The organism is Thalassobacter sp. HA4-2 (genome assembly GCF_055693705.1).
The window spans coordinates 1831377-1855042 of record NZ_JBVFUK010000001.1; the positions used below are offsets into that span (position 1 = coordinate 1831377).

General features: G+C 63.9%; 24 protein-coding genes and 3 pseudogenes. 10 read left to right on the forward strand and 17 right to left on the reverse strand.

Annotated elements, in window-relative coordinates; all coding sequences use genetic code 11:
- Positions 1–145: 145 nt before the first annotated feature.
- On the reverse strand, positions 146–1066 hold the full coding sequence (locus ACZ1G0_RS09345) for a DUF808 domain-containing protein (RefSeq protein ID WP_472736697.1): 921 nt from the start codon (positions 1064–1066) through the stop codon (positions 146–148).
- A gap of 192 nt (positions 1067–1258) precedes the next feature.
- On the opposite strand from ACZ1G0_RS09345, the gene gap (ACZ1G0_RS09350) reads away from it, so the two are divergent.
- The 10 genes and pseudogenes from gap (ACZ1G0_RS09350) to ACZ1G0_RS09395 all read left to right on the forward strand — a co-directional run bounded on the left by gap (ACZ1G0_RS09350) (position 1259) and on the right by ACZ1G0_RS09395 (position 10539).
- Complete coding sequence (gap, locus tag ACZ1G0_RS09350) at positions 1259–2257, forward strand: type I glyceraldehyde-3-phosphate dehydrogenase (RefSeq protein ID WP_472736698.1); 999 nt, start codon at positions 1259–1261, stop codon at positions 2255–2257.
- A 75-nt stretch (positions 2258–2332) separates the two neighbouring features.
- Positions 2333–2818, forward strand: a complete 486-nt coding sequence (locus ACZ1G0_RS09355) for a cupin domain-containing protein (RefSeq protein WP_472736699.1) — start codon at positions 2333–2335, stop codon at positions 2816–2818.
- 36 nt (positions 2819–2854) lie between these two features.
- Positions 2855–2998, forward strand: coding sequence for a hypothetical protein (locus tag ACZ1G0_RS09360; protein ID WP_472736700.1), 144 nt, complete (start codon positions 2855–2857; stop codon positions 2996–2998).
- Between the two features lie 72 nt (positions 2999–3070).
- On the forward strand, positions 3071–4075 hold the full coding sequence (gene gap / locus ACZ1G0_RS09365; RefSeq protein ID WP_472736701.1) for a type I glyceraldehyde-3-phosphate dehydrogenase: 1005 nt from the start codon (positions 3071–3073) through the stop codon (positions 4073–4075).
- Between the two features lie 118 nt (positions 4076–4193).
- Positions 4194–5364: pseudogene (locus tag ACZ1G0_RS09370) on the forward strand (phosphoglycerate kinase).
- Between the two features lie 87 nt (positions 5365–5451).
- Complete coding sequence (locus ACZ1G0_RS09375; protein WP_472736702.1) at positions 5452–6336, forward strand: fructose bisphosphate aldolase; 885 nt, start codon at positions 5452–5454, stop codon at positions 6334–6336.
- 79 nt (positions 6337–6415) lie between these two features.
- Entirely contained in the window at positions 6416–6715 is a 300-nt protein-coding gene (locus ACZ1G0_RS09380) for an FtsB family cell division protein (protein WP_472736703.1), read from the forward strand.
- A gap of 128 nt (positions 6716–6843) precedes the next feature.
- On the forward strand, positions 6844–7836 hold the full coding sequence (gene pdhA / locus ACZ1G0_RS09385) for a pyruvate dehydrogenase (acetyl-transferring) E1 component subunit alpha (protein ID WP_472736704.1): 993 nt from the start codon (positions 6844–6846) through the stop codon (positions 7834–7836).
- Between the two features lie 21 nt (positions 7837–7857).
- Positions 7858–9231, forward strand: a complete 1374-nt coding sequence (locus ACZ1G0_RS09390; RefSeq protein ID WP_472736705.1) for a pyruvate dehydrogenase complex E1 component subunit beta — start codon at positions 7858–7860, stop codon at positions 9229–9231.
- 12 nt (positions 9232–9243) lie between these two features.
- Positions 9244–10539 (forward strand): pyruvate dehydrogenase complex dihydrolipoamide acetyltransferase, encoded by a 1296-nt coding sequence (locus tag ACZ1G0_RS09395; RefSeq protein WP_472736706.1) that lies wholly within the window; start codon positions 9244–9246, stop codon positions 10537–10539.
- A gap of 74 nt (positions 10540–10613) precedes the next feature.
- Here the strand turns inward: ACZ1G0_RS09395 and cysE are convergent, their stop codons facing one another.
- The 16 genes and pseudogenes from cysE to ACZ1G0_RS09475 form a co-directional block, all read right to left on the reverse strand.
- A complete protein-coding gene (gene cysE / locus ACZ1G0_RS09400; RefSeq protein ID WP_472736707.1) occupies positions 10614–11423 on the reverse strand; it encodes a serine O-acetyltransferase in 810 nt (269 codons plus the stop codon).
- 62 nt (positions 11424–11485) lie between these two features.
- Positions 11486–15394: a baseplate multidomain protein megatron gene (locus ACZ1G0_RS09405; RefSeq protein ID WP_472736708.1), complete on the reverse strand. Its 3909-nt coding sequence runs from the start codon at positions 15392–15394 to the stop codon at positions 11486–11488.
- A 9-nt stretch (positions 15395–15403) separates the two neighbouring features.
- Complete coding sequence (locus ACZ1G0_RS09410; RefSeq protein ID WP_472736709.1) at positions 15404–15847, reverse strand: C40 family peptidase; 444 nt, start codon at positions 15845–15847, stop codon at positions 15404–15406.
- Entirely contained in the window at positions 15844–16701 is an 858-nt protein-coding gene (locus tag ACZ1G0_RS09415; protein ID WP_472736711.1) for a DUF2163 domain-containing protein, read from the reverse strand. The genes ACZ1G0_RS09410 and ACZ1G0_RS09415 overlap by 4 nt, the downstream gene beginning before the upstream one ends.
- The gene (locus tag ACZ1G0_RS09420; protein WP_472736712.1) at positions 16698–17330 is read right to left on the reverse strand and encodes a phage distal tail protein, Rcc01695 family; all 633 of its coding nucleotides are present in this window, start codon (positions 17328–17330) and stop codon (positions 16698–16700) included. The genes ACZ1G0_RS09415 and ACZ1G0_RS09420 overlap by 4 nt, the downstream gene beginning before the upstream one ends.
- Positions 17331–17339: 9 nt before the next feature.
- A pseudogene (locus ACZ1G0_RS09425) lies at positions 17340–18007 on the reverse strand (phage tail tape measure protein).
- Between the two features lie 42 nt (positions 18008–18049).
- Positions 18050–18214: pseudogene (locus tag ACZ1G0_RS09430) on the reverse strand (rcc01693 family protein); the annotation flags it as partial.
- Positions 18211–18534, reverse strand: coding sequence for a gene transfer agent family protein (locus ACZ1G0_RS09435; protein WP_472736713.1), 324 nt, complete (start codon positions 18532–18534; stop codon positions 18211–18213). The gene ACZ1G0_RS09435 and the pseudogene ACZ1G0_RS09430, both read right to left, overlap by 4 nt.
- Position 18535: 1 nt before the next feature.
- A complete protein-coding gene (locus tag ACZ1G0_RS09440) occupies positions 18536–18949 on the reverse strand; it encodes a phage major tail protein, TP901-1 family (RefSeq protein WP_472736714.1) in 414 nt (137 codons plus the stop codon).
- Between the two features lie 24 nt (positions 18950–18973).
- Entirely contained in the window at positions 18974–19396 is a 423-nt protein-coding gene (locus tag ACZ1G0_RS09445; protein WP_472736715.1) for a DUF3168 domain-containing protein, read from the reverse strand.
- The gene (locus tag ACZ1G0_RS09450) at positions 19393–19734 is read right to left on the reverse strand and encodes a head-tail adaptor protein (protein ID WP_472736716.1); all 342 of its coding nucleotides are present in this window, start codon (positions 19732–19734) and stop codon (positions 19393–19395) included. The genes ACZ1G0_RS09445 and ACZ1G0_RS09450 overlap by 4 nt, the downstream gene beginning before the upstream one ends.
- Complete coding sequence (locus ACZ1G0_RS09455; RefSeq protein ID WP_472736717.1) at positions 19731–20300, reverse strand: head-tail connector protein; 570 nt, start codon at positions 20298–20300, stop codon at positions 19731–19733. The genes ACZ1G0_RS09450 and ACZ1G0_RS09455 overlap by 4 nt, the downstream gene beginning before the upstream one ends.
- Positions 20301–20474: 174 nt before the next feature.
- Entirely contained in the window at positions 20475–21671 is a 1197-nt protein-coding gene (locus ACZ1G0_RS09460) for a phage major capsid protein (protein WP_472736718.1), read from the reverse strand.
- Positions 21672–21710: 39 nt separating this feature from the next.
- Positions 21711–22259 carry an HK97 family phage prohead protease gene (locus ACZ1G0_RS09465; RefSeq protein WP_472736719.1) on the reverse strand — a complete coding sequence of 183 codons (549 nt, stop codon included), beginning with the start codon at positions 22257–22259 and terminating at the stop codon, positions 21711–21713.
- A complete protein-coding gene (locus ACZ1G0_RS09470) occupies positions 22259–22507 on the reverse strand; it encodes a GTA head formation protein, RCAP_rcc01685 family (RefSeq protein WP_472736720.1) in 249 nt (82 codons plus the stop codon). The genes ACZ1G0_RS09465 and ACZ1G0_RS09470 overlap by 1 nt, the downstream gene beginning before the upstream one ends.
- A complete protein-coding gene (locus ACZ1G0_RS09475; protein WP_472736721.1) occupies positions 22500–23657 on the reverse strand; it encodes a phage portal protein in 1158 nt (385 codons plus the stop codon). The genes ACZ1G0_RS09470 and ACZ1G0_RS09475 overlap by 8 nt, the downstream gene beginning before the upstream one ends.
- Positions 23658–23666 lie beyond the last annotated feature (9 nt).

Genomic DNA, 23666 nt, shown 5'->3' on the forward strand with positions numbered 1-23666 from the left:
AAAAATCGAACGCACCCCGACACGCGCGGAAACGTGCACGGGTCCAGGCCGACGCGTGCGGGATCATGCACGGGTCGCGGACCCCAGAAAGACACGAAAAAAGGCGCCTCCCGGGGCGCCTTTTTTACGGGATATTAACCCCTGATCAGTGGGCCGGTTTGTAAAACAGGTTCACCGCGGGCAGCAGGGCAAGGCCGATGGCCAGTCCCAAAATACCGTCCAGCGTGGCCGTGATGGCCCATGCGCCAAACCCCGTGGCCACGGACGCCGCCCCCTTGATCAGGTCGTACGGCAGGTGAAACCCGATCTCGTGCAGGGCATGAACCACGATATTGCCCCCCACCCACAGCATGGCTGCGGTGCCCACAATCGTCAGCGCCTTCATGAACCCGGGCATGCCCCGGACAATGGCACGCCCGACAGAGGCCGTGGCCCCGCCCCGCGCCGCCATGGCCAACCCGACGTCGTCCGCCTTGACGATAATCGCCACCGCCCCGTAGACCGCCACCGTGATCGCCACCGCAATCACCGCCAGAACGGCGGCCTGAAACACCCAGCCCATGGTGGGGTCCGTGGCGGCCAGGGCGATGGTCATAATCTCTGCCGACAGGATAAAATCCGTTTTAATTGCGCCCTTTACGCGGGTTTCCTCAAGGTGGGCGGCGTTCAAGGGCGTGTGTTCGGGGTCCTTGATCTTGGCCTCGCTCGCGCGGTGGGTCCACCAGTGGTGGATCTTGTGCCCGCCCTCGTAACACAGGTAGCCGCCCCCAAGGATCAACAGGAACGGGATCGCCCAAGGGGCGAATTGCGACAGCAGGATCGCCGCCGGCAGCAGGATCACCAGCTTGTTGAAGGCACTGGCCCGGGCGATTTTCCACACGATGGGCAGCTCGCGCGCAGCGGCAAATCCGTGCACATATTTCGGCGTGACAGCGGCGTCGTCGATCACGGCCCCTGCCGCCTTGGTCCCCGCCTTGGCCGCTTGCCCGATCACATCATCCACAGAGGCCGCCGCCACCTTGGCGATGGCCGCCACGTCATCCAAAAGCGCCAATAAACCTGACATGCGCGAATCCCCTATCTGGTGTGCTCTAGCTTGCGTTGCCTTAGTCTTGGGTGAAACACCGTGATAGCGCAAACAGTTACCGCGAACATGGGTGTTTAACGCTAACATATTCAAACTGCGACGGTTTTTCCCTTTGTGGGCCTGTGCTGCCACGGTATGCAGCGGTCACCACATGCGAAAAGGAAGCCCCTCATGACCATCACTGTCGGTATCAATGGCTTTGGCCGCATCGGGCGCTGCACCCTGTCGCACATCATCGAATCGGGTCGCAACGATATCGCCGTGGTCAAGATGAACGCCACCGGGCCAATTGAGACCAACGCGCACCTGCTGAAATACGACAGTGTGCACGGGCGGTTCGCGGGTGACATCCGGGTGGACGGCAACACCATGGATCTGGGGCGCGGTCCGATTGAGGTGCAAAGCACCTATGACCCGACCGAGCTGGACTGGTCCGGTGTCGACGTGGTGCTGGAATGTTCCGGCAAATTCAACGCCCGCGACAAGGCAGCGGTGCATCTGGATCACGGGGCCAAGCGTGTGCTCGTCTCGGCCCCCGCAAAACAGGCCGATAAAACAATCGTTTACGGCGTGAACCACCGCGAGTTGGACACGAACCATCACGTGGTATCCAACGCCTCGTGCACCACCAACTGTCTGGCCCCGCTGGCCAAGGTCCTGAACGACGCCATCGGCATCGAAAGCGGCATCATGACCACCGTGCACAGCTACACGGGCGACCAGCCCACGTTGGATCGCCGCCACGATGACCTGTACCGCGCGCGGGCGGCGGCCATGGCGATGATCCCGACCTCGACCGGCGCGGCCAAGGCCATCGGCGAGGTGATCCCCGTCCTGAACGGCAAGCTGGACGGCACGGCCCTGCGCGTGCCCACGCCCAATGTATCCGCCGTGGATCTGACCTTTGTGGCAAGCAAGGATGTCACCGTGGCGGATGTAAACGCCATCGTGGCCGAGGCCGCCGCTGGTCACATGGGGTCGGTGCTGGCCTATGACCCGGAGCCCAAGGTCTCGATCGACTTCAACCACACCACCCATTCGTCCATCTTCGCCCCCGACCAGACCAAGGTCATTGGCCGCCAAGTGCGCGTGCTGGCATGGTACGACAACGAATGGGGCTTTAGCTGCCGCATGGCAGATGTCGCCACGGCCATGGGACGCTTGATCTAGTCGTTTGAACATCAACGGAAAACCCGCGCTGGACGCGGGTTTTTTGTGGGTCAGAATTTCATGGAGGAGCGCGCCATGACCGACACCTATCTTCTGACCCGGGCCGAAATCGACGACATGGAGGGACTGCGCAAAACGCATTTCCTGAACCCGCGTGCCCAGCGGATCAACAAGTCCCTGGGCGACGCCACGGGACTGACGGGGCTGGGGATCCATATCATCGAGGTCGCCCCCGGCGCCGAAACCACCGAGTTGCACGTACATCACCACGAGGACGAGGCGATCTACGTCCTCGCCGGGAACGCGACAGCGACGATCGGCGCCGCCGAGCACACCATTGCCCCGGGGGATTTCATCGGATACCGCGCGGGCGGTTTGCCCCATACGATTGTCAACACCGGGACGGATGTGCTGCGCCTGTTGGTGGTGGGACAACGCCTGTCCCACGACGTGGCGGATTATCCCCGTCTGGACAAACGGATTTATCGGCAGGCCGGACTGGCCCCCGATCTGGTGGATCACGGGGCGATAACGCACCCGACAATGGGCGCCAAGAAGTAGCTTTCCCTTCGGCCGGCCCCATGTCACGGTGCGCTCATGTCGAACACCACGTCCATCCTGCTTGGGGCCCTGATCCTAGCCATGATCATCGCAGATCAATCGCTGAACGCGGGCGCGGGCCTGCTGTTTCTTGCACGCAAGATGCTGGACGTGATCGCTTGGATGGCGTTCTGGCGCTAGGTCCCTTGCTTTTTGCGTGACACACATGTTAGCGCTATCACAAAATTCAAACGCTATGATCGAGGGAAACCCATGACCGTAAAAGTAGCTATCAACGGATTTGGCCGCATTGGCCGCAACGTGCTGCGCGCCATCATCGAATCTGGTCGCACAGATATTGAAGTGATTGCGATCAACGATCTGGGCCCGGTGGAGACGAACGCGCACCTGTTGCGCTTTGATTCCGTCCATGGGCGTTTTCCGGCCACTGTGACCGTGACCGGCGACAGCATTGACGTGGGCCGTGGCCCCATTGCCGTGACCGCCATCCGCAACCCCGCCGACCTGCCATGGTCCGATGTGGACGTGGTTCTGGAATGTACGGGCATTTTCACCAGCAAAGAGGCCTGTCAGGCCCACCTGGACAACGGGTCCAGTCGGGTCCTGATCTCGGCCCCCGGCAAGGACGCGGACAAGACCATCGTTTACGGTGTGAACCACCAGACGTTGACCGCCGACGACATCGTGGTGTCGAACGCGTCGTGCACGACCAACTGTCTGGCACCCGTGGCCCATGTGCTGAACCAATCTGTGGGGATCAAGCGCGGGTTCATGACGACCATCCACAGCTATACCGGCGACCAGCCCACGCTGGATACCATGCACAAGGACCTGTATCGCGCGCGCGCCGCCGCCATGAGCATGATCCCCACCTCGACAGGTGCGGCCAAGGCCGTGGGTCTGGTGTTGCCTGAACTCGACGGCAAGCTGGACGGTGTGGCGATCCGGGTGCCCACGCCCAATGTATCGGTTGTGGACCTGACTTTTGAGGCGTCGCGTGATGTCAGCGTCGAAGAGGTTAACGCCGCCCTTACCGCTGCCGCCGCCGATGGCCCTTTGAAGGGGGTGTTGGGCGTGACTGACGACAAGTTGGTGTCGATGGATTTCAACCATGACCCCCATTCGTCAATCTTTGCCACGGACCAGACAAAGGTCATGGACGGCAATATGGTGCGGATCCTGTCGTGGTATGACAACGAGTGGGGCTTTTCGAACCGGATGGCCGATACGGCTGTGGCCATGGGCAAGTTCCTGTAAAGGTTTTGCGCCGCGCTTTCGCGCGTCGCCACGCTGGGGGCGTTGCCCCCAGACCCCCCAGGGGTATTTGTGACCCAATGAAGATGGGGCAACGCCCCGTGTATAGACGGAGTGCCCAATGACCTGGAAAACCCTTGATGATATGGACCTGTCGGGTCGCATCGTTCTGACCCGTGTGGACATCAACGTGCCCATGGAAGACGGGCGTGTCACCGATGCCACGCGGATCGACCGGATTGCGCCCACGGTGCGGGACATTCTGGCGGCTGGCGGCCAGCCTGTGTTGCTGGCGCACTTTGGACGGCCCAAGGGCAAGGTCGTGCCAGAGATGTCGTTGCGCCCCTTGGTGCCCGCGCTGGAGGCGGCCTTTGGAGTTGGTGTAACCTTTATCGAAACACCGGATCGTGCGGCGCTGGAGGCCACCTCTGGCGTGGTTTTGATCGAGAATACCCGTTTTTCCCCCATGGAAGAGGCCAATGACCCTGCCATGGCGCAGTTTCTCGCGGGCCTTGGGGACATCTATTGCAACGACGCGTTTTCGGCGGCGCACCGGGCCCATGCCTCGACCGAGGGAGTGGCGCGGCTGTTGCCCAGCTGTGCGGGCCGTTTGATGCAGGCCGAACTGTCCGCGCTGGAGGCCGCACTTGGTGCGCCCAAGCGGCCCGTGATGGCCGTGGTGGGGGGGCCAAAGTCTCGACCAAGTTGGAATTGTTGGGCAATCTGGTGCACAAGGTCGACACGCTGGTCATTGGGGGGGCATGGCCAACACCTTTCTCGCCGCCCATGACATCGACGTGGGCAAGTCCTTGGCCGAGCACGACATGACAGAGACGGCCGTGCAGATCATGGAGACGGCACGGGTGGCGGGCTGCCGGATCTTGCTGCCCGAGGATGTGGTTGTGGCACGGGAGTTCAAGGCCGGGGCCGCCAGCGAGGTTGTGCCCGCCGACGCCTGCCCTGCCGACGCGATGATCCTGGACGCCGGTCCCAAGGCCGTGGCGGCAATCGAGACTGCACTGGCAGGCTCCAAAACCCTGATCTGGAACGGCCCCCTTGGCGCCTTCGAGATCGCGCCGTTCAACACCGCCACCGATGCCGCCGCCGGGGCTGCGGCGCGCCTGACGCGCGAGGGCACCCTGATCTCGGTCGCGGGAGGGGGTGATACGGTCGCGGCCCTGAACCAGGCAGGTGCGGCCGACGATTTCACCTATATCTCGACGGCAGGGGGCGCGTTTCTGGAATGGATGGAAGGCAAGACCCTGCCCGGAGTCGCAGCCTTGATGGGCTAATTCGCCACCGTTAGCGCAACCTCAATTGCCCGGTTGCCATCCCCGGGGTAAGCCCGCGTCAAGACGCACTTACCTCTGGGGACCATCATGACCAAAGCTGACAAAATCCGTTCCGGCAAAGGCTTTATCGCGGCGCTGGATCAATCCGGCGGGTCCAGCCCCAAGGCGCTTGGCCAATACGGTGTGGGGCCCGATGCTTATGCTGACGACGCCCAGATGTACGACCTGATCCACGGGATGCGCGAACGGATCGTGGCGGCCCCCGCCTTTACCGGCGACAAGGTGATCGGCGCGATCCTGTTCGAAATGACGATGGACCGGACCTTTCACGGCAAACCGGCCCCCGATTACCTGTGGGAAGATCGCGGCGTCGTGCCGTTTCTGAAGATCGACAAGGGGCTGGAGGCCGAGGTCAACGGCACCCAGATCATGAAACCCAACCCCGGTCTGGGCGACCTGCTGGCGCGCGCAGCGGACAAGGGAATTTTCGGCACCAAGGAACGGTCGGTGATTTCTGCAGCCAATGCCACGGGCGTGCGCGACGTGGTGGACCAACAGTTCGAGGTGGCCGATCAGGTCTTGAACGCAGGCCTGATCCCGATCATCGAACCGGAGGTCACCATCACCATCGCCGACAAGGCCGAGGCCGAGGCGCTGTTGCTGGAGGCCCTGCGCGCGCAGCTCGACGCCCTGCCCGAGGGGCGAGAGGTCATGTTGAAACTGACCCTGCCCGAGGCCGATAATTTCTACAAACCTCTCGTGGATCACCCCAATGTCATGCGTGTCGTGGCCCTGTCCGGTGGCTATTCCCGGGCCGAGGCCAACGCGCGCCTTGCCCGCAACAGCGGTGTGATCGCCAGCTTCAGCCGCGCCCTGACCGAAGGGCTCAGCGCCCAGCAAGCGGATGACGCCTTTGCGGCCGTGATCGGCCAGACCATCGACGAAATCGCCGCCGCATCAAACGCAGGCTAGGGATTCCCCTCGCCCCCTAGATGTGCCATAGTCTGTGAAACGGCCCGTCAGAGGCCCCGAGCAGACATGGTGCACCGGCATGGCCCAGCCCCGATCCAAATCCCTCTTTGGCATCTTTTTCACGATGACCATTGCGACCCTTGCGGGCTATTTCATCTTTGCCGCTGTGCAGGGGGAATACGGTTTGTTCGAGCGGGTCAAGCTGGAGGCGGACCGCGACATCCTGCAGGCCGAACTGCGCGCCGTGACCGCAGAGGTGGAGGCGATGTCGAACAAGACGCGCCGCCTGTCGGACGATTTCCTCGACCTTGACCTGCTGGACGAACGTGCGCGCGATGTGCTGGGCTTGGCCCGGGCGGACGAAATTCTGATCCAATAATCTTTAGATTTGTTGCGAAATTCGCGCGGATTGACGCGGGGTCCTTGTGCCCTGTGGACAGACGTTTATGGTCACTTTAGGAGATAGTTTAATACTAAACGACCTATCGCGACCGGAGGAGAGTACGGATGGCGACGAAGAAAGCGGCCACGCAGCCGAACGTTTCAGCAGAAGAGCTGATGCAATATTACAAAGACATGCTGTTGATCCGGCGCTTTGAGGAAAAGGCGGGCCAGTTGTATGGCATGGGCCTGATCGGCGGGTTCTGCCACCTGTACATCGGGCAAGAGGCCGTCGTTGTCGGCCTGGAGGCCGCCGCGAAAGAGGGCGACAAGCGCATCACATCCTACCGCGACCACGGCCACATGCTGGCCTGTGGCATGGACCCAAAAGGGGTCATGGCCGAATTGACCGGGCGCGAGGGCGGCTATTCCAAGGGGAAAGGCGGCTCGATGCACATGTTCTCCAAGGAAAAGCACTTTTACGGCGGCCACGGGATCGTGGCAGCACAGGTGCCTCTGGGCGCAGGCCTCGCCTTCCACGACAAATACATGGGCAACGACAACGTCAGTTTCGTGTATTTCGGGGACGGCGCCGCGAACCAAGGTCAGGTCTACGAGACCTTCAACATGGCCGCTCTTTGGGAGTTGCCTGCGATCTTTGTGATCGAGAACAACCAATATGCCATGGGCACCTCGATGAAACGGTCCACCTCGACCGCTGACATCTACACCCGTGGCGCCGCCTTTGGCATCCCCGGCGAGGCTGTGGACGGCATGGATGTTCTGGCCGTGAAAGAGGCGTCTGAAAAGGCGGTCGCACACTGCCGCGCGGGCAAGGGCCCCTACATCCTGGAGATCAAAACCTACCGGTATCGCGGCCACTCCATGTCCGACCCGGCCAAATACCGGACCCGCGAAGAAGTGCAGAAAATGCGCGAAGAGCGCGACTGCATCGAACAGGTCCGCGACCTGCTGCTGACCGGCAAGCACGCGACCGAGGATGACCTGAAGGCCATCGACAAAGAAGTGAAGGCCGTCGTGAACGATGCCGCCGAGTTCTCCAAAACATCGCCCGAACCGGCGCTGGAAGAACTCTGGACCGACATTTACGCCGACTGACCCCTCAAGGAGATTTGAACAATGGCAACTGAAATTCTTATGCCCGCCCTCTCTCCGACGATGGAGGAAGGCACGCTTGCAAAATGGCTGGTGAAAGAAGGGGACACAGTATCCTCTGGCGACATCATGGCCGAGATCGAGACCGACAAGGCCACCATGGAGTTTGAAGCCGTGGACGAAGGCGTGATCGGCAAGATCCTGGTCGAGGAAGGCACCGAAGGCGTGAAGGTGAACACCGCCATCGCCGTGCTGCTGGAAGAGGGCGAAGACGCCTCTGCGGTGGACAATGTGTCCGAGGCCAGCGCCCCCGCGCCCGTGGCCCTGTCCGGCGAGGAAGGCAAGGTGGCAGACGCCCCCGCCGCCCCCGCGCCCGTTGAAAGCAAGGCAAGCCCCGACTACCCCGAGGGCACGCCAATGAAGACGCAAACCGTCCGCGAAGCCCTGCGCGACGCCATGTCCGAAGAGATGCGCCGCGACGAGACGGTCTATCTGATGGGCGAGGAAGTGGCCGAGTACCAAGGTGCCTATAAGGTCAGCCAAGGGATGCTGGACGAATTTGGCGAACGCCGCGTGATCGACACCCCGATCACGGAACACGGGTTCGCCGGGATCGCCACAGGATCTGCCATGGCAGGTCTGCGCCCGATCGTGGAGTTCATGACCTTTAACTTCGCCATGCAAGCCATTGATCACATTATTAACTCTGCCGCCAAAACGCTCTACATGTCCGGCGGTCAGATGGGGGCACCCATGGTGTTCCGTGGGGCCAATGGTGCGGCGGCACGGGTCGGTGCACAGCACTCCCAGGATTACGCCGCATGGTATTCCTCCGTGCCCGGCCTCAAGGTCTGCATGCCCTATTCGGCCGCTGATGCCAAAGGTCTGATGAAAACCGCGATCCGCGACAACAACCCGGTGATCTTCCTCGAAAACGAGATCCTCTATGGGCAGTCGTTCGAAGTGCCTGACATCGAGGATTTCACCATTCCTTTCGGCAAGGCCCGCATCTGGCGCGAAGGCACCGATGTGACCATCGTCAGCTGGGGTATCGGTATGAAGTACGCCCTCGAAGCCGCTGATAAACTTGCAGAAGATGGCATCAGCGCCGAGGTCATCGACCTGCGGACGCTGCGGCCCTTGGACTACGACACCGTGCTGGCTTCGGTCCAAAAGACCAACCGCATGGTCACCGTCGAAGAGGCGTGGCCCGTGGGCAGCATGTCCAACCACCTGTCTGCCGTCGTCATGGAACGCGCGTTCGATTATCTCGATGCGCCCGTGATCAACTGCACCGGCAAGGACGTGCCCATGCCCTATGCCGCCAACCTCGAAAAACACGCGCTGGTAACGACCGAAGAGGTCATCGCCGCCGTGAAACAAGTCACTTATCGGTAAGGAGAAACCACAATGCCTACCGAAATCCTAATGCCTGCCCTGTCCCCCACCATGGAGGAAGGCACGCTTGCGAAATGGCTGGTCAAGGAGGGGGACGAAGTGTCCTCCGGCGATCTGCTGGCCGAAATTGAAACCGACAAGGCCACCATGGAGTTTGAGGCCGTGGACGAGGGTGTCATCGGCAAGATCCTGATCGAGGAAGGCACCGAAGGCGTGAAGGTGAACACCGCCATCGCCGTGCTGCTGGAAGATGGGGAATCCGCCGCGGACATCGGGACCGCACCGGCGGCCCCGTCCGCCGCGGCAAGCGAGGCCACCCCTGCGGTGGTCGAGAGCGCCGCCGCCCCTGCCCCCGCCGCCCCCAAGGCCGCCGATGGCAACCGGGTCTTCGCGACCCCTCTGGCCCGTCGCATCGCGGCGGACAAGGGCTTGGACCTGTCGGCCATCAAAGGCTCCGGCCCCCACGGTCGGATCATCAAGGCGGACGTCGAAAAAGCGACCGCCGCACCCAAGGCCGCCCCTGCGACCGAGGCCCCCAAGGCCGCTGCCCCTGCCCCTGCCACCGCAGCCTCGACCGGTCCGTCCACGGATCAGGTGATCGCCATGTACCAGGGTCGCGATTTTGAGGAAGTGAAACTGGACGGCATGCGCAAGACCATCGCCGCCCGCCTGACCGAGGCGAAACAGACCGTCCCGCACTTCTACCTGCGCAAGGACATCGAGTTGGACGCGCTGTTGAAGTTCCGTGGCACGCTGAACAAACAGCTCGAGGCACGCGGCGTGAAGCTGTCGGTCAACGACTTTGTCATCAAAGCCTGCGCGCTGGCCCTGCAAGACAACCCCGACGCCAACGCCGTTTGGGCCGGGGACCGGACGCTGAAGATGAAGGCATCGGATGTGGCCGTCGCTGTGGCAATCGAGGGTGGGTTGTTCACACCTGTCCTGCAAGACGCTGACATGAAATCGCTTTCCGCGCTATCCGCTCAGATGAAGGACCTGGCAACCCGCGCCCGTGACCGCAAACTTGCGCCCCACGAATACCAGGGCGGCAGCTTTGCGATCTCAAATCTGGGCATGTTCGGCATCGACAACTTCGACGCGATCATCAATCCGCCCCACGCCGCCATCCTTGCGGTGGGTGCAGGTCAGAAAAAGCCTGTCGTAGGCGAAGATGGCGAGATCAAGGTTGCGACTGTGATGTCCACCACGCTGTCCGTGGATCACCGGGTGATCGACGGCGCTCTTGGAGCCAATCTGTTGAACTCGATCAAGGGTCACCTTGAAAACCCGATGGGCATGTTGGCCTAGGGCATCCCCAGAACGACAAAAAGCGGCGGCACCCGGAAAGGTGCCGCCGCTTTGCATTTCAGGACGTCAGTTTGTCAAACTTGGCCAGCGATCACTTGATCCATGGTGAGTGAAGGCGTTGCACACCCGGCCTCGCCGACGATCCGTGCGGGCACGCCTGCAACGGTCTTCATGGGCGGGATATCTTCCAGTACCACGGAACCTGCCGCGATCCGGCAACAGTGACCGATTGCAATATTGCCCAGCACCTTGGCCCCCGCCCCGATCAAGACACCGTCCCCGATTTTGGGGTGCCGGTCGTCGTCGTCCTTGCCCGTGCCGCCAAGGGTGACGGAATGCAGCATCGAGACATTGTCACCCACCCGAGCCGTCTCGCCCACCACGATCGAATGGGCGTGGTCGATCATGATCCCGCGCCCGATGGTGGCCGCAGGATGGATATCGACGCCAAAGACTTCGCTGACCCGCATCTGGATGAAATAGGCCAGATCGCGGCGGTTTTTCTGCCACAGCCAATGGCCGACCCTGTAGGCCTGCACCGCCTGAAAGCCCTTGAAATACAACAAAGGCTGCATGAACCGATGGCAAGCAGGGTCGCGGTCAAACACGGCCACGATGTCTGCGCGCGCCGCTTGGCCCAAAGTGGGATCGGCGTCATAAGCTTCGTCCGCCAATTCGCGCAGCAACTGGTCCGACATCTCGCCAGAGGCCAGTTTTTGCGCGAACCGGTAGGCCAGCGCGGACTCTAGCGTTTTGTGGTGCAGCAGACAGGCGTGCACCAATCCGCCCAGCAACGGCTCATCCGTGACCGCATCGCGCGCCTCGTCTGTGATGCGGGACCAGACCGGATCGACTTCGGTTACTTTGGTTTTTGAATGGGCCATGGCGTGCTCCTTATTCCAATAGGTTAAGTAGCACGCCATATGCTCCGCAACCAGCCCCCGCTTCATCCCACGGACAATTTGCCAGCGGGACCAATGCCATAGCGATCTGAAATCTGCGCAACCTCCAGCGTAACCGGTCCCCCCGATTGCAGTGCCTGAACAACGCCCGGGGGCAGATCCGCGTGCGGCGTTGTCGTTTCAAACTGCGCAAGGGTGCCGCCCGGGCCGGTGGCGGTCACAAAGTACCGCTCCGCCGTTTCGTTCAGGGGCACATCCAGCGTGTCCCAGCGGTCCCCGTCCACCCGGGTGCGGCGGATCCACGACAGGGTGCTGCCATCGGGGCCAAGGCGCAGGTGCACGGGGCGGAAGGGGCGCAGGCCCGCGCCGGTGAACCGCTCGATCCGGTACTGGAACGTCGGATCATTCAGGGCCCGACCGGCAGGACCAAAGCGCAGGTGCCGATCCGTGCCCAAGGCCCCATCCGTCAGCGGCAGCTGGGTGTCCAGCGTGTCCAGCAGCACGACCGTGCTGCCCACGGGCCAGACCCGGTCTGCCATATGTTCCGTCCCGCGCAGCCCACGCAGACGGCGCAGCAGATCATAGGTGCCCTTTCCGGTCACGCGCGCCTCTTGAAACTGGAAGACCTCCCAATTGTCGGGGGATCCATCCCCAATGGCCATGGCATTGGCCCCGGCGAAAACGGCCATGTCGTCGGCGGTCTGCAAGGATCCGCCCTGCATCTGTACCGACAGGGCCGGGCCCTCGTCCCACAGGCCGAAGGGGCCGGGGGCGAGGTCTGTCAGGGTCGTGCCCATGACCGTTGGCACAGATAAGGTCGCGGCCTGTTGGTAGCCCGCATCCTGCGCCGCCGCATAGAGCACCGCAGCTCCGGGCCAAGGATCGGCGGTGGCGGCGACGAAGGGGCTGATCGGGTCTTGTTGCGGTGACAGGATTGGCAGGTCCAGAAACTGCATGGACACAGGCACCATGGGCACAAAGGTCGCGCGCGGCCGGGCATAGGTGATCGTGCGCGCGGGATCATAGACATGGGGATCGTGGCGGGTGGCGGTGATGCGGCGCGCGCCCTCCTCTCGCACACGGTCCACGCGGTAGCGTTCGCGCACGCCGTCCGCCTGTTCCAAGTCGATCAGGTCGCCCGCAGTCACATCACGACAACTGGGCGGCAGCGCGAAGGACACGCTGGTCCGCGCAAGGGTGCTTTCGGCCCGCCAGCGTTCGGCGACCGCCAACCCCTCGGGCGCAGTGAGGGCAAGGGGCACCTCGGTCGTAGCCACGGTCGAGACATCCTCGCCCGGCATCGTCGCCTCGGACACGGCGACGTCATAGGTTGCCTCGGCGTCCACGTATTCCACGCGGATGCGCCCGGGGCTTTCAGCGTGGGGCTGGCGTTCCTTTTCCAGAACGGGCGCGCTGCCATCGGCGGCCACCAGCATATTCTCGGATACGGTGTGGGTCTGGGCGTCGCTGCGCATCTTGAAGACCAGCGCGCCGTTCTGTTCCACCGCTTCGATCCCGTAAGCCAGCAAAATTGGTTGGAGGTCCGACCGGGCCGATTGCACCGCCTGCATCGCCGTGCCCGTCAGCAACCCGTGCACCCCCGAGACATCGAACGCCGTCACGCCAACGGCGCGACACACCTCGGCAATCACGTTGGCAAGGGGCTGTTTTGCGATCCGCCCGTTGATCCAGTGGCCCCGGTCATAGTTGCGCGAGTCCTTCCACACCGCGTCATTGTTTGGAAACGCAGGATAGGGCCGCGCGTCCCAAGCCCAGACGTGGGTGCGCGCGGTGTCGATCATGCGTCCGTCATAGAGGTCCGAGGCGGGGTTCCTGTCCGGGTCCGTCCAATAGCCCAGCATGGCCTGCAAATACCGCGCCTGAATGAAGTCATCCCGCGCGGCATTTGAGTAATGGGGCACACGGCTCTCCGACGAGGCGGCATCGAGGAACACATTGGGCTGATTGGTGCCCTTATCAATGGCGGCGCAGCCCACTTCGGTGAACCAGATGGGCTTGGACCGGGGCACCCAAGGGGTTGGGCTGGGTAGGCGCACACCGTCGATCCGTTCGTTATGGGTCTGCTGCCACCAATTGCGCAGGTCCTTGTAGCGGAACACCCAGGGTTCCTCATAGGCACCGTCGGTGATGGGCACGCGGCGTTGGGCATCGCGGGCCTCGGGCGTGGGGTAGTACCAGTCGTACCCCTCGCCCCCTTCGATATTGGCGCGCAGGTAGTCCAGGTTGTAGATCGAACCGAACGCCGCATCCGCATGATCTGCACCATCGCGCCAATCGCTCAGCGGCATGTAGTTGTCGATGCCGATGAAATCCAACGCAGGCTCCGCCCATAGGGGATCAAGGTGGTAGTACAGGTTGCCATCATGGCTGTGATAGCCGAAGTATTCCGACCAATCCGCCGCATAGCCCAGCTTGGCATCCGGCAGCAGGGACCGCACGTCGTTCAGCAGTTGCCGCAGCTTGTCCACGAAGGGAAAGCTGTGGTCCGCCCCACGGATCTGGGTCAACCCGCGCAGCTCTGACCCGATGCAAAAGGCATCCACCCCGCCCGCAGCGGCACAGACGGCGGCGTTGTGCAGGATGTAGCGGGCAAAGGACCACTCTGCGGGGCCGGTATAGAACACTTCGCCCCCTTGCACGGTGAAATCACCCGCCTGGGCCTGCCCGAAAAAGGTTGCGACATCATCGGCGGCGGTCTGGGTACCATCGGGGCTGCCCTCAACACCGGGGGCCAGGGCCGAGGTGATGCGCCCGCGCCAAGGCAGGCGCGGCTGTTCGGTGGCGGGGTCATAGGGGTTGGTCTTGCCGTTCCCCTGCAAGACCTCCATCAGGATAAAGGGATAAAAGACGCAGGCCTTGCCCGCCGCGCGCACGGCCTGGATGCCCTCGATCAGGGCCTGGTCCGCTGGGGTGCCGCCATAGACGCTGCGTCCCTCTGTGTCTTTGGCCACCCGCTCGGCGGTTAGGCGGGTCAGGCCCGCCACGCGCCAGGGCATGCGGTCGCCATCCCGGTCCACCTGTTCGACCTTGGGCTTGATCTGGCACGACCCGCAGCGCAGGTCATCGCCAAACCAAGACGACACCATCAGGACAGAGTCCAGGGCTGGCAGGGTCTCGCTCGCGTCTTCGAGGCTGTTGACGAAATCCGCGCGACCATCGGTGGTGTGCACATTGGCGGACACGGTTGTACCGCCAGCGCCCAGAAAAACAGGTTCCGTCGCATAGGTGTATTCCCCGGTGCCCGGGATCACGGCGATGCCGCGCACTTGGTCTTGGGGGAGTGTGGGCACGTCCATGTCGCCGGTCTGGGCACGCTTGAACACCTCGAAGGACAGTTGCGGCACCCGGTTGCCGAAACCGGACAGTTGCAGATCCTCTAACACCACATAGGCAAGGCCTCGGTAGGCGGGCATGTTGCCGATGCCCTCGATCGCCTCCATGGTTGGGTCGGGCAGTTGATCGTCCGCCCCAGTGTACAGGCGCAGGTTGATGTCCGCCTTGGCCACCTCGACCCCATCGGCCCAGACGCGGCCAACGCGGTCGATGGGCCCTTCGCACAGGGCAAGGGCAAGGCTGACGGAATAGGAATAGCTGACTTGTGTTTGCTGGGGGGCCGACCCCTTGCCGCCGCCGCTGGTGGTGGCGGTACGATCCTCCAGAAAGCGGCTGGACCAGATCACCTGCCCCGCCACGCGGTAGCCGCCCATGACACGCGCGATGGCCGTCCCCTCGGATGCGCTGGTCAGGCGGAACCGGTCAATGCGACCCTGTTCGACCACGGACGACCCCGGCCCCATCACACGTTGATCCAGGGCCCGCCCCACGGCAGACCCGATGGCACGGCCCGCCACGGCCGCACTGATACCCAGCACGGAGCCGCCGATGCTGCCACCGATAGCGGCGCCAACTGCGCCCAGAACGAGTGTCGCCATGATAAAGTCCTACGAATTGGAATGGGGAAAGGTGAACACGCCGACAATCCGGCGCGCCCATGCTTGGGACAGAGAGGTCTCGACCACCCCGCGCCCGCTGTAGGCGTGGATGAACCGGGGCCAGTCGGGGCCTGCGTCACTGATCACGCCCAGATGCTTGGCCACGGCGCCGTGGCGCATGCGGAACAAAACCACGGCACCGGGCTCGATCACAGGCACCGGGCGCAACAGCGCCCGAGCCTGGGTCGCCAGCATCTCCTCGCCTGAGGGTTCGGACCAGTCAGGCGTATAGGCGGGCACGGCAAAGGGTTCCGGCCCCACGGCATGCAGCCATAGGCCCCGGATCAGGCCAAGGCAGTCACACCCGCCGCCCTTGTGGTGGCCCTGATGCTGGTAGGGTGTGCCGATCCAGCTGCGCGCCTCGTCGATGATGGCTTGCTGAAAGGGCGTCATCGCTTGCCCCCGTCCATGGGTTGGCGGGCACTGGGATAGCTCATCAGCCAATCATCCCCGGGCACATGGGGAAAGCCCCGAAAGTTCAGCAGGTTGTTGAACTTGGCCTTACACGTCGCTAGGCGCTTGTCGCAGCCTACAATTAGACGCACGGTGTCGCCGGGGTCCAATCCCAAGGGCAATTCCTGCCACAGGGCAATGCGGCGCGCGCCCTCGCTTGGGTCGTCGCGCTTGATCTTGGCCCTGGTGCCCTCAGACGGGCCGGACAGCACCTCCAGCGTGCCGCGCTCAAACCAGTGGTCATCAAAACCGTCGGGCAGGGTCACGGTCACGACCCGGGCATCCGTACTGGTTTCAACAGCGGTCTCGATGCTGTAGCCCGGGGTGCTTAGATCCACGCGACAGCGCCCATCCCCCAAGATCGCATCGCAGCCTGCGTGAAACACCCGACCTCGGGGCTGGTTCAACGCTTCGGCCTGCCCGCGCAACTCTGCCTCGAACAGACCATCCTTTTCGGTGATCTGCCCGATGGAGCCGGAAAACCGCAATTCTGACGTCCCGGCCCGCCAATCCACCGCATAGATCTGGATCACCGCCGCATCATAGCGCCCGGCCCCGATATCGGCGGAGGTGATGGCGGCATCACTCAGCGCGCCCATGGCCTCTGTGTTGTCCACGGACAGACCGGTGGTTTGCCCCAGCGAGGCCGCAGAAAACCCCGCAGAGGCCCGACAGGACACGCCCGCAACCGTCAGGTCCCGGTCATGATCGGTAAAGCCCATGACGACCCCATCGGCGCGGGTCAGAACCCAGGCGTGACAGCGGGTCGTGGCGGCCATATCAACGCCGGTCATGTCCGCACCTCGACCACGGGCACGTCAGGCACCTGCCCCGCGCGGAAGGTGGACACGGACACTCGGATCGCATCGGTGTCGAAGCGGACGGGTACGTCGAACTCGAACCCAGCCGTGACCTCCACGCCCACGGGCGGTGGGCTAGTGAAATGGATCAGGCCCGCATCGGGATCTACGGTGAAATGCTGGCCCTCGACCAATTGGTCCTTTTGCTGGCCCGCCACGACGGTGCCTGCCACCAGCTTGGCGATGGGGCGGTCATAGGCGACCGTGCCGGAGCGGTACTGTTTCACCGCACCAAACGCCGTCGTCACCCCGTCACCGATCCCGATGACCTGATCCATGAAGGACACAGGCTGGCTGGGACGGCTGGATTTGAAATCGGCCCAATCCTTCCACCGAAACCCGTAAAGGCGGCCCTGACGCGCCTCGAAAAACGCGATCAACTCTTCCAGATCATCCAGGGACCGCATCCCCACACCGGCGTCATAGCGGCGGCGGGAATGGGCCCAGGGGGTGTTGCGTTCCTCGAACCCGTTGGCAAGGCTGACCACTTCGGTCAAGCGCTCTGGCCCGCCGGAGGATCCCAGGCTCAGACGCGCGGGAAATCGAATGTCGTGAAAGCTCATATCGGCCCCCTATTGATTGCGTTGCCCGCGCGACAGGGCGCGGGACATGTCGGCGGCGATTTGCGATTGGGACCGGCGGAACCCCTGCACGTCCGGGGTCTGAATGTTCATCACCACGCTGATTGGCGCGGCCCCGCCATGCCCGTGGGTCTGCACGCCCAAGCGGCCATCGGGGCCGCGGGTCAGGGGCATGATCGCCTCTGGTCCCGCCTCGCCCATCAGGCCCGTATTGCCGCCGCGGATGGGAAAGGTGGTGGGGCCGCTGACCACACCCCCCGGGCAAAGGGCATTACCCGGCCTTGGGCAAAGCTGCCGCCATCGGCAAAGGGCAGGACGTTGGACACGATCGCATTCATGCCAGACGCGACCGCCCCGCCAAACGCATTTTGCACGGGCCGCATGGCGGCGGAATAGGCCGCGTCCAGCATGCTTTGTCCCATCTTTTTCAGGGCATCGGACAGGCGATCCCCGTCAAAGATCACCCCGTCAAAGGCCCGCCGCATCGAGCTGCCGAAACTTCCCGAAAGCTTCTTGACCTCTGCATCCGTGTAGACCATCCGGCCGCGCAGCGCGCCCAGTTCTGCGTTGAACGCGGCGATCATGGCCTGCGCGCCCCCCGCCTCGGCCTGCAAGGCTTCGAACCGGTCCTGAAGGCGCTGAAATTCACTGTCATCCATCGGGTGCATCCTTTTGAGTTTCGGGGTCAGGTCGGGAAACTGCGCGGCCAACGCTTCAAGGCCCGTGCGGTCCATGGGCAGACGGCCACTGTCCTCGCCCAGCAGCATTGCCAGCTCTGCCGGGGTCAAGGCCCAGAATTGTGCGGGCGTCAGTCCAAGGCCACGCAGACCCGCCCGCATCAGGATCGGCCATTCAAACGCGCTCATGGGGCTTTCACCGGAAAGGCAAAGGCGCGGCCCAGCAACAGGGCGGCGACGCGCGTGGCCTCCAGCGGGCCGCCGTCAATCTCGGCGGCCAGCACATCTGCGGTGTCCCCGGTCCAGCCCCCGCCCCGAAGGCCCGCGACCAACAGGGCGATTACGTCACGGGTGGTGAAACTGCCCGCCTCGAACCGCTCCACGACATTGACCAGGGTATCTGCGCGCAGCTCCGCCTCCAGGGCCGCCAGCGCGCCGAGGGTCAGTTTCAGAACGTGGCGCTGCCCATCCAGGGTCAAGGCCACCTCGCCTGTCCATGGGTTCGCCATCCTACAGCGCCGTGAACGTCAGCGCACCGGCCGAGGCCATGGAGATCTCGTAGGTGGCCTCGCCGTTGTAGCTGCCCGCATATTCCAGCGAAGTGATCTGGAACGCGCCCTCGACCACGCCGAAATCGGGAATGATGACCTGAAACTGGGGCACCTCGCCGTCAAAGAACAACTGGCGCGCGCGGGCGTCCGTATCGGTATCTCGAAACACGCCGGACCCCGCGATGGCGGCGGTTTTGACGCCAGCCCCCGCCAGCAGCTCGCGCCAGCCGCCCGCACTGTCCAGGGACGTGGCATCCACGGTTTCGGCGTTGAAGGACAGCCGCGTGGTGCGCAGCCCGGCAAGGGTCTGAAACACGCCGGTGCCGTTGGTATCGACTTTGACCAGCAGGTCTTTTCCGTTTTGAACGCTCATGGGAAAGCTCCGATTTGTAAGGGGTTAGGGGGCGGTGTTGATGTCCGCGATCCGGGCGCGGAAGTAGAGGTCGATGCGCCGGGTGTCGTCGCGCGTGACGCGGCGAGCGGTAGCCCGGCGGAACTGAAGGGACACAAGACGCCCCCGTGTCAGGGGCAGGTCAGCGTCCACAAGAACGTCCGAGACCCGGGCAGCGATCTGCTTGGCTGTGAGAAAGCCCGACTGGCTGGTGGCCACGGTCACGCGAAACACATGCACGCTGCCGGGGCCGGAGCCGTCGGCGGCGTCCGTCACCTCTTCCGGCCCCAAGGCCACAAAGGTCGCGGGCGGCGTGCCACCCGGGGCCGCGTCAAAGATGGCACCGGGCACAAGGGCGGTCAGGGTCTGGTCACCGGACAGGGCCCCGAACACGGCGGCCTGTAGATCGGCAGAGGCGGCGTAGGTCATGGCGCGATCTCCTCTGTGGCCCAGCATTGCAAGCGACGCCGCAAGGCATCGGCCTCGTGGACCGCGTCCACACGGTAGACCCGCGCGCCTTCGGTAAAGCGCTGCCCGACCCGCGGACGTGTGGCGCTGTCGGGGGCTTGCCAGTGCAGGGTGATGATCACGGACAAGGCCGGGGCCTCGCCAAATTCACCGGCGCGCGACGACCCGCTGCGCGCGGCCACATCGGCCCAATACACCGCGACATCGTCCCAGGTGATGTTGAACCCCCCGGCCCCATCGGGCACGGTGACGGGACTTTGCAGGGCCAGCGCCCGGTTCAGACGGATGCGCCGGGTCATCGGCCAATGCTCCGCAACCGAACCGTGCGGAAGGGCGCGATCAAGCGGTTCACCTGGGCCGAGAGCGTCACCTCCCCCTCGAACAGGGCGGCGGCGTGCAGCAAGACGGCCTGTTGCAGACCATCCGCCAACCCCTCGAAGGTGTCGGACATGCCAGCGGTCATGGTGACATGCAGCAGGTCCTGCGCGCCCACGCCCGGGAACCCGTCCAGCAGCACAACACGCGGGGCGCTGTTGTCAGCCAGCAGGGCGAAGGTGGCGCGGGGCAAAGCCTCGGGCGCTGTGCCCAGACGCTCGATCTCGATGAAGTCCACGGTGTAGACAGGGGCCAGCGTCAGGTGGATCATGTCCGCAACAGGGCCGGTCAGATCCTGGGTGAACGCGCGGCGCAAGAACACCTTGCCAGTGGCGGCCTCTAGCGCGGCAAGGGCACCGCGAAGGGCCGCCTGCAAGCGCGCCTCTTCGCCGGGGCCTGCGGCGAAATCCGTGCCCAGCCGCAGTTGCGCGGCCAATTTCGCCACCGGCAATGCGGCATCGTCCACGGATGTTGTTTCAACAGGTGTCATCGGGACCCCCTTGGTTAGGGCGCGTGGCCCGAAGTGTGAGATGGGAAAAGAGGCGCGCCGCCTTGTCGTCGCTCGGACGGATCAATGCTGCTGGACAACGCCAAGGCGTGGATGTCCAAATGCGCGCCTCACCCCGGCGACAGAAATATCCGCCGGGGATGGTCGCTCTGGCTTTTAGGACACAGAGAACTTCATCAGTTTGATCGCCGCAAAGTCGCTGACGTCACCGCCTACGCGCTTGGTGGCATAGAACAACACATGGGGTTTGGCGCTGAAGGGATCGCGCAGCACCCGCAGGTCCGGGCGTTCCGCGATTGTGTAGCCCGCACCAAAGTCGCCAAAGGCAATCGCACAGGTGCCGGACGCGATGTCGGGCATATCCTCGGCGATCAGGACGGGATAGCCCATCAGGCGTGCGGGTTCCCCTGCGGCAAGACCGTCGGACCACAGAAAGCGGCCATCGGCATCTTTCATCTTGCGCACGGCCCCTGCGGTTTTCGAATTCATCACGAAAGACGCGTTGGCCCGGTAACGCGCGCCCAGGGCATAGACCAGATCAATGATCTTCTCCGCCGCCGTGGCCGCGTCAAAATCCCCATCTGTCCCCGTGGGGATGTAGCCCAGATTGCCCCAAGACCATGTGTCATTGGCCACCGCCCCGTGATCGAGGAAGCCACGCGGTTTGTCCACGCCATCGCCGTTGATAAAGGCGCTGGCCTCGGCCCGGGCGAACTTGTCCGCGATGCGGCCCGCCAGCCAGCCTTCGATGTCAAAGGCACTGTCGTCCAGCAACCGCTGGGATGCCTTGGGCAGGGCCGACAGCTCGTGCAGGGGGATCGAGATACGCTCGATCGTGGGGGTGTCGGTTTCGGCTTGGGTGGCGGTTTCCGTGGCCCAACCGGCCCCCACATCCGTGTGATCCACCAGCACGTCAAAGGACGTCGCCTCGACGTTCACCACTGCGGCAATGGACCGGATCGACGCGCTGCTTTCCAGCACCGACTGGATCTGCGTGGCGGTTTGCGGGTCCACCAGATAGCCCCCCTCGGCCGAGACGGCGGTGTTCATCGACTTGCCCTCCAGGGTCAGGCCGCGCAACCCGTCGTCATCCCCGGACCGCAGATAGGACTGCATGGCCTTTTGGTGCGGCTGTTCGGTGGCCGCGACTTCGAGGGCGGGGCGGCGGTGGGTCATGGTCTTTGTGCTCAGCATGGCGATACGATCTTCCTGTTGTTGCAATCGGGTGGAGAGTTGGTCGTGCAGGCCCTTTACGTCCGCGACCAGACCCGTCAGGGCCTCGGTCACGGTGCGGGCAGCAGTGGCCGTGGCGGGGACAGCATCCCCACCACGTGCCGCATTTGGCAAAGTCATGTGGTGTTTCCTTGTGTGGTTCAGAGAATCTGCCGACCGCTACCCGCGCATCAGCTGTCCGCGCGCGGTCTCCAGCGCGCGGATCAACTCGTGTGTGTGCGGATCAGGGCCCTCGCCCGTCTTCGCATCCACCCGAGCACTGGGAAGCATGGGAAAGGTCACAAGCGACACCTCCCACAGCTCCAGTTCCTGCAGCAGGCGTTGCCCGCTGGCATCTTTCGCGGCCCGCTTGGTGCGGTAGCCGATGGACAGCCCGTCGATGGCCCCCGCCTCGATCAGGGCCACAGCCTCGCGCCCCTTGGCCACATCGGTCAAAAGCCGGCCCTTGACGTAAAGGCCGCGCCCGTCCTCGCGGACCTCGTCCCAAATGCCGATTGGTTGGGCGGGGTCGTGTTGCCACAACATCTTGACGCGGCGCCCCGCCCCCTCCAGCGCCTTGAGCGAGGCGCTATAGGCCCCCGGCTGCACCACGTCGCCGCCGGTATCCACCGCGCCGAAATGGCTGGCGTAGCCTTCGATGACGTGATCATCGCTGACCTCGATCGCCTCGCCCAGCCGGGCGAATTTCGTTTCTAGTCCGTGATCCATCAGATCGCTCCTACGTTGATCAACTCGTTGATGGCCTGGGCCAGGATCGTGGCCACGACGCCAAAGACCGCCAGCCACAGACGCTTTTCCATCCGCTCCAGCCCGGTCTCGATGCCGTTCAGGCGGAACTCCAACGCGTCCCAGCGTTCGGCCAGCACGCGCTCGTTCGCCTCGATCCGGGCTTGGGCCACGTCGAAAGGGTCATAAAGAAACCGCGACCCACCGTTGGGGGCGCGGGCGTCATTCATGGCCATCCACCACGGGCGGCAGGCCCAGCATGGCGCGTTTCTCGGCATCCGTGAGGAAGTCCGCGTCGGCTACGCGCCGCCACTGGGCCTCTCGCTCCACGGCCAAGGCCGGGATCGCGTCGAGATCGGGTTTCAGATGCACCCGCTCGTCCGACAGGACCGACAGCCAATGGGCCAAGGCGCTGGCCACCTTGTCCACCAGCGGCAGGACCGTCAGGCGGTAGAAGGCGCGGTTGGCCTCGGCGTAATTCGCGTAAGTAGCGTCCCCGGGGATGCCAAGGATCATGGGCGGCACCCCGAAGGCCACAGCGATTTCGCGCGCCGCCGCCTCCTTGGTCTTCTGGAACTCCATGTCCGACGGGCTGAATCCCATGGGCTTCCAATCCAGACCCCCTTCCAGCAACATCGGACGACCCGCGTTGCGCGCGCCTTGGTGGTTCGCCTCGACCTCTGCGGCCAGGCGGTCGAACTGGTCGGGGGACATGGTCGCCCCGTCCGGCCCGTTAAAGGTGATCGCCCCCGAGGGTCGCGCGGCATTGTCCAACAGGCCCTTGGACCAGCGGCTGGCGGCGTTGTGCACATCCACCGCACTGGCCGCCGCCTGCATGGGCGACAACCCGTGGTGGTCGTCTTGGGGGTGGAACAGCTTGATATGACAAACCTGTTCGGGGCCAAAGCGGTGCGCCTTTGCCCCCACACGGTAGTCAAAGCCCACCGGCCACCCGTCGGACCCCGCCACAATCGCCATCCGTTCGGACCGCAACACGTGCAACTCCAAGGGAAGGCCCATGTCGCCCACGGCCTCCACGTAGCCGTCGCCGGACAGCAGCATCTGACCGAACAGCGCCTCCAACAGCTCTGCCTTGCCTTGGGTGCCGTTGGGGCGCGACAGAAGGGTCAGGACCGGGTGCTGGGCATAGCGGGTGGCCGCATCCTCCAAGACCAAGGGCACCGCCGCCGCCGCCTCTGCGATCAGCTTGACCGCGCGAAAGCCCACGGGGTTTCCGGCAAAGCCCACGCGCGTCAGGGAGCCGGTGTCACGGGGCGACCACATCACACGGCCCCCGCCCGCGGCTAGCGCGGCCACCTTGCCCGCCGCACTCGCCTTGGCCTCGGGCGGCGCGTCGGCCCGTTTCAAAAAGTCGAACATCCAAATGTC

Excerpts from the sequence above, each read along its gene's own strand:
- ACZ1G0_RS09435 (WP_472736713.1), bottom strand. The coding sequence starts at position 18,534 with ATGGCGAACCCATGGACAGGCGAGGTGGCCTTGACCCTGGATGGGCAG.
- pdhA (WP_472736704.1), top strand. The coding sequence starts at position 6,844 with ATGGCGACGAAGAAAGCGGCCACGCAGCCGAACGTTTCAGCAGAAGAG.
- ACZ1G0_RS09455 (WP_472736717.1), bottom strand. The coding sequence starts at position 20,300 with ATGACACCTGTTGAAACAACATCCGTGGACGATGCCGCATTGCCGGTG.
- ACZ1G0_RS09465 (WP_472736719.1), bottom strand. The coding sequence starts at position 22,259 with ATGGATCACGGACTAGAAACGAAATTCGCCCGGCTGGGCGAGGCGATC.
- ACZ1G0_RS09440 (WP_472736714.1), bottom strand. The coding sequence starts at position 18,949 with ATGAGCGTTCAAAACGGAAAAGACCTGCTGGTCAAAGTCGATACCAAC.
- ACZ1G0_RS09460 (WP_472736718.1), bottom strand. The coding sequence starts at position 21,671 with ATGACTTTGCCAAATGCGGCACGTGGTGGGGATGCTGTCCCCGCCACG.
- ACZ1G0_RS09450 (WP_472736716.1), bottom strand. The coding sequence starts at position 19,734 with ATGACCCGGCGCATCCGTCTGAACCGGGCGCTGGCCCTGCAAAGTCCC.
- ACZ1G0_RS09390 (WP_472736705.1), top strand. The coding sequence starts at position 7,858 with ATGGCAACTGAAATTCTTATGCCCGCCCTCTCTCCGACGATGGAGGAA.
- ACZ1G0_RS09405 (WP_472736708.1), bottom strand. The coding sequence starts at position 15,394 with ATGGCGACACTCGTTCTGGGCGCAGTTGGCGCCGCTATCGGTGGCAGC.
- ACZ1G0_RS09445 (WP_472736715.1), bottom strand. The coding sequence starts at position 19,396 with ATGACCTACGCCGCCTCTGCCGATCTACAGGCCGCCGTGTTCGGGGCC.
- ACZ1G0_RS09470 (WP_472736720.1), bottom strand. The coding sequence starts at position 22,507 with ATGAATGACGCCCGCGCCCCCAACGGTGGGTCGCGGTTTCTTTATGAC.
- ACZ1G0_RS09355 (WP_472736699.1), top strand. The coding sequence starts at position 2,333 with ATGACCGACACCTATCTTCTGACCCGGGCCGAAATCGACGACATGGAG.
- ACZ1G0_RS09345 (WP_472736697.1), bottom strand. The coding sequence starts at position 1,066 with ATGTCAGGTTTATTGGCGCTTTTGGATGACGTGGCGGCCATCGCCAAG.
- ACZ1G0_RS09395 (WP_472736706.1), top strand. The coding sequence starts at position 9,244 with ATGCCTACCGAAATCCTAATGCCTGCCCTGTCCCCCACCATGGAGGAA.
- ACZ1G0_RS09360 (WP_472736700.1), top strand. The coding sequence starts at position 2,855 with ATGTCGAACACCACGTCCATCCTGCTTGGGGCCCTGATCCTAGCCATG.
- ACZ1G0_RS09410 (WP_472736709.1), bottom strand. The coding sequence starts at position 15,847 with ATGACGCCCTTTCAGCAAGCCATCATCGACGAGGCGCGCAGCTGGATC.
- cysE (WP_472736707.1), bottom strand. The coding sequence starts at position 11,423 with ATGGCCCATTCAAAAACCAAAGTAACCGAAGTCGATCCGGTCTGGTCC.
- ACZ1G0_RS09475 (WP_472736721.1), bottom strand. The coding sequence starts at position 23,657 with ATGTTCGACTTTTTGAAACGGGCCGACGCGCCGCCCGAGGCCAAGGCG.
- ACZ1G0_RS09380 (WP_472736703.1), top strand. The coding sequence starts at position 6,416 with ATGGCCCAGCCCCGATCCAAATCCCTCTTTGGCATCTTTTTCACGATG.
- gap (WP_472736701.1), top strand. The coding sequence starts at position 3,071 with ATGACCGTAAAAGTAGCTATCAACGGATTTGGCCGCATTGGCCGCAAC.
- gap (WP_472736698.1), top strand. The coding sequence starts at position 1,259 with ATGACCATCACTGTCGGTATCAATGGCTTTGGCCGCATCGGGCGCTGC.
- ACZ1G0_RS09420 (WP_472736712.1), bottom strand. The coding sequence starts at position 17,330 with ATGAGCTTTCACGACATTCGATTTCCCGCGCGTCTGAGCCTGGGATCC.
- ACZ1G0_RS09375 (WP_472736702.1), top strand. The coding sequence starts at position 5,452 with ATGACCAAAGCTGACAAAATCCGTTCCGGCAAAGGCTTTATCGCGGCG.
- ACZ1G0_RS09415 (WP_472736711.1), bottom strand. The coding sequence starts at position 16,701 with ATGACCGGCGTTGATATGGCCGCCACGACCCGCTGTCACGCCTGGGTT.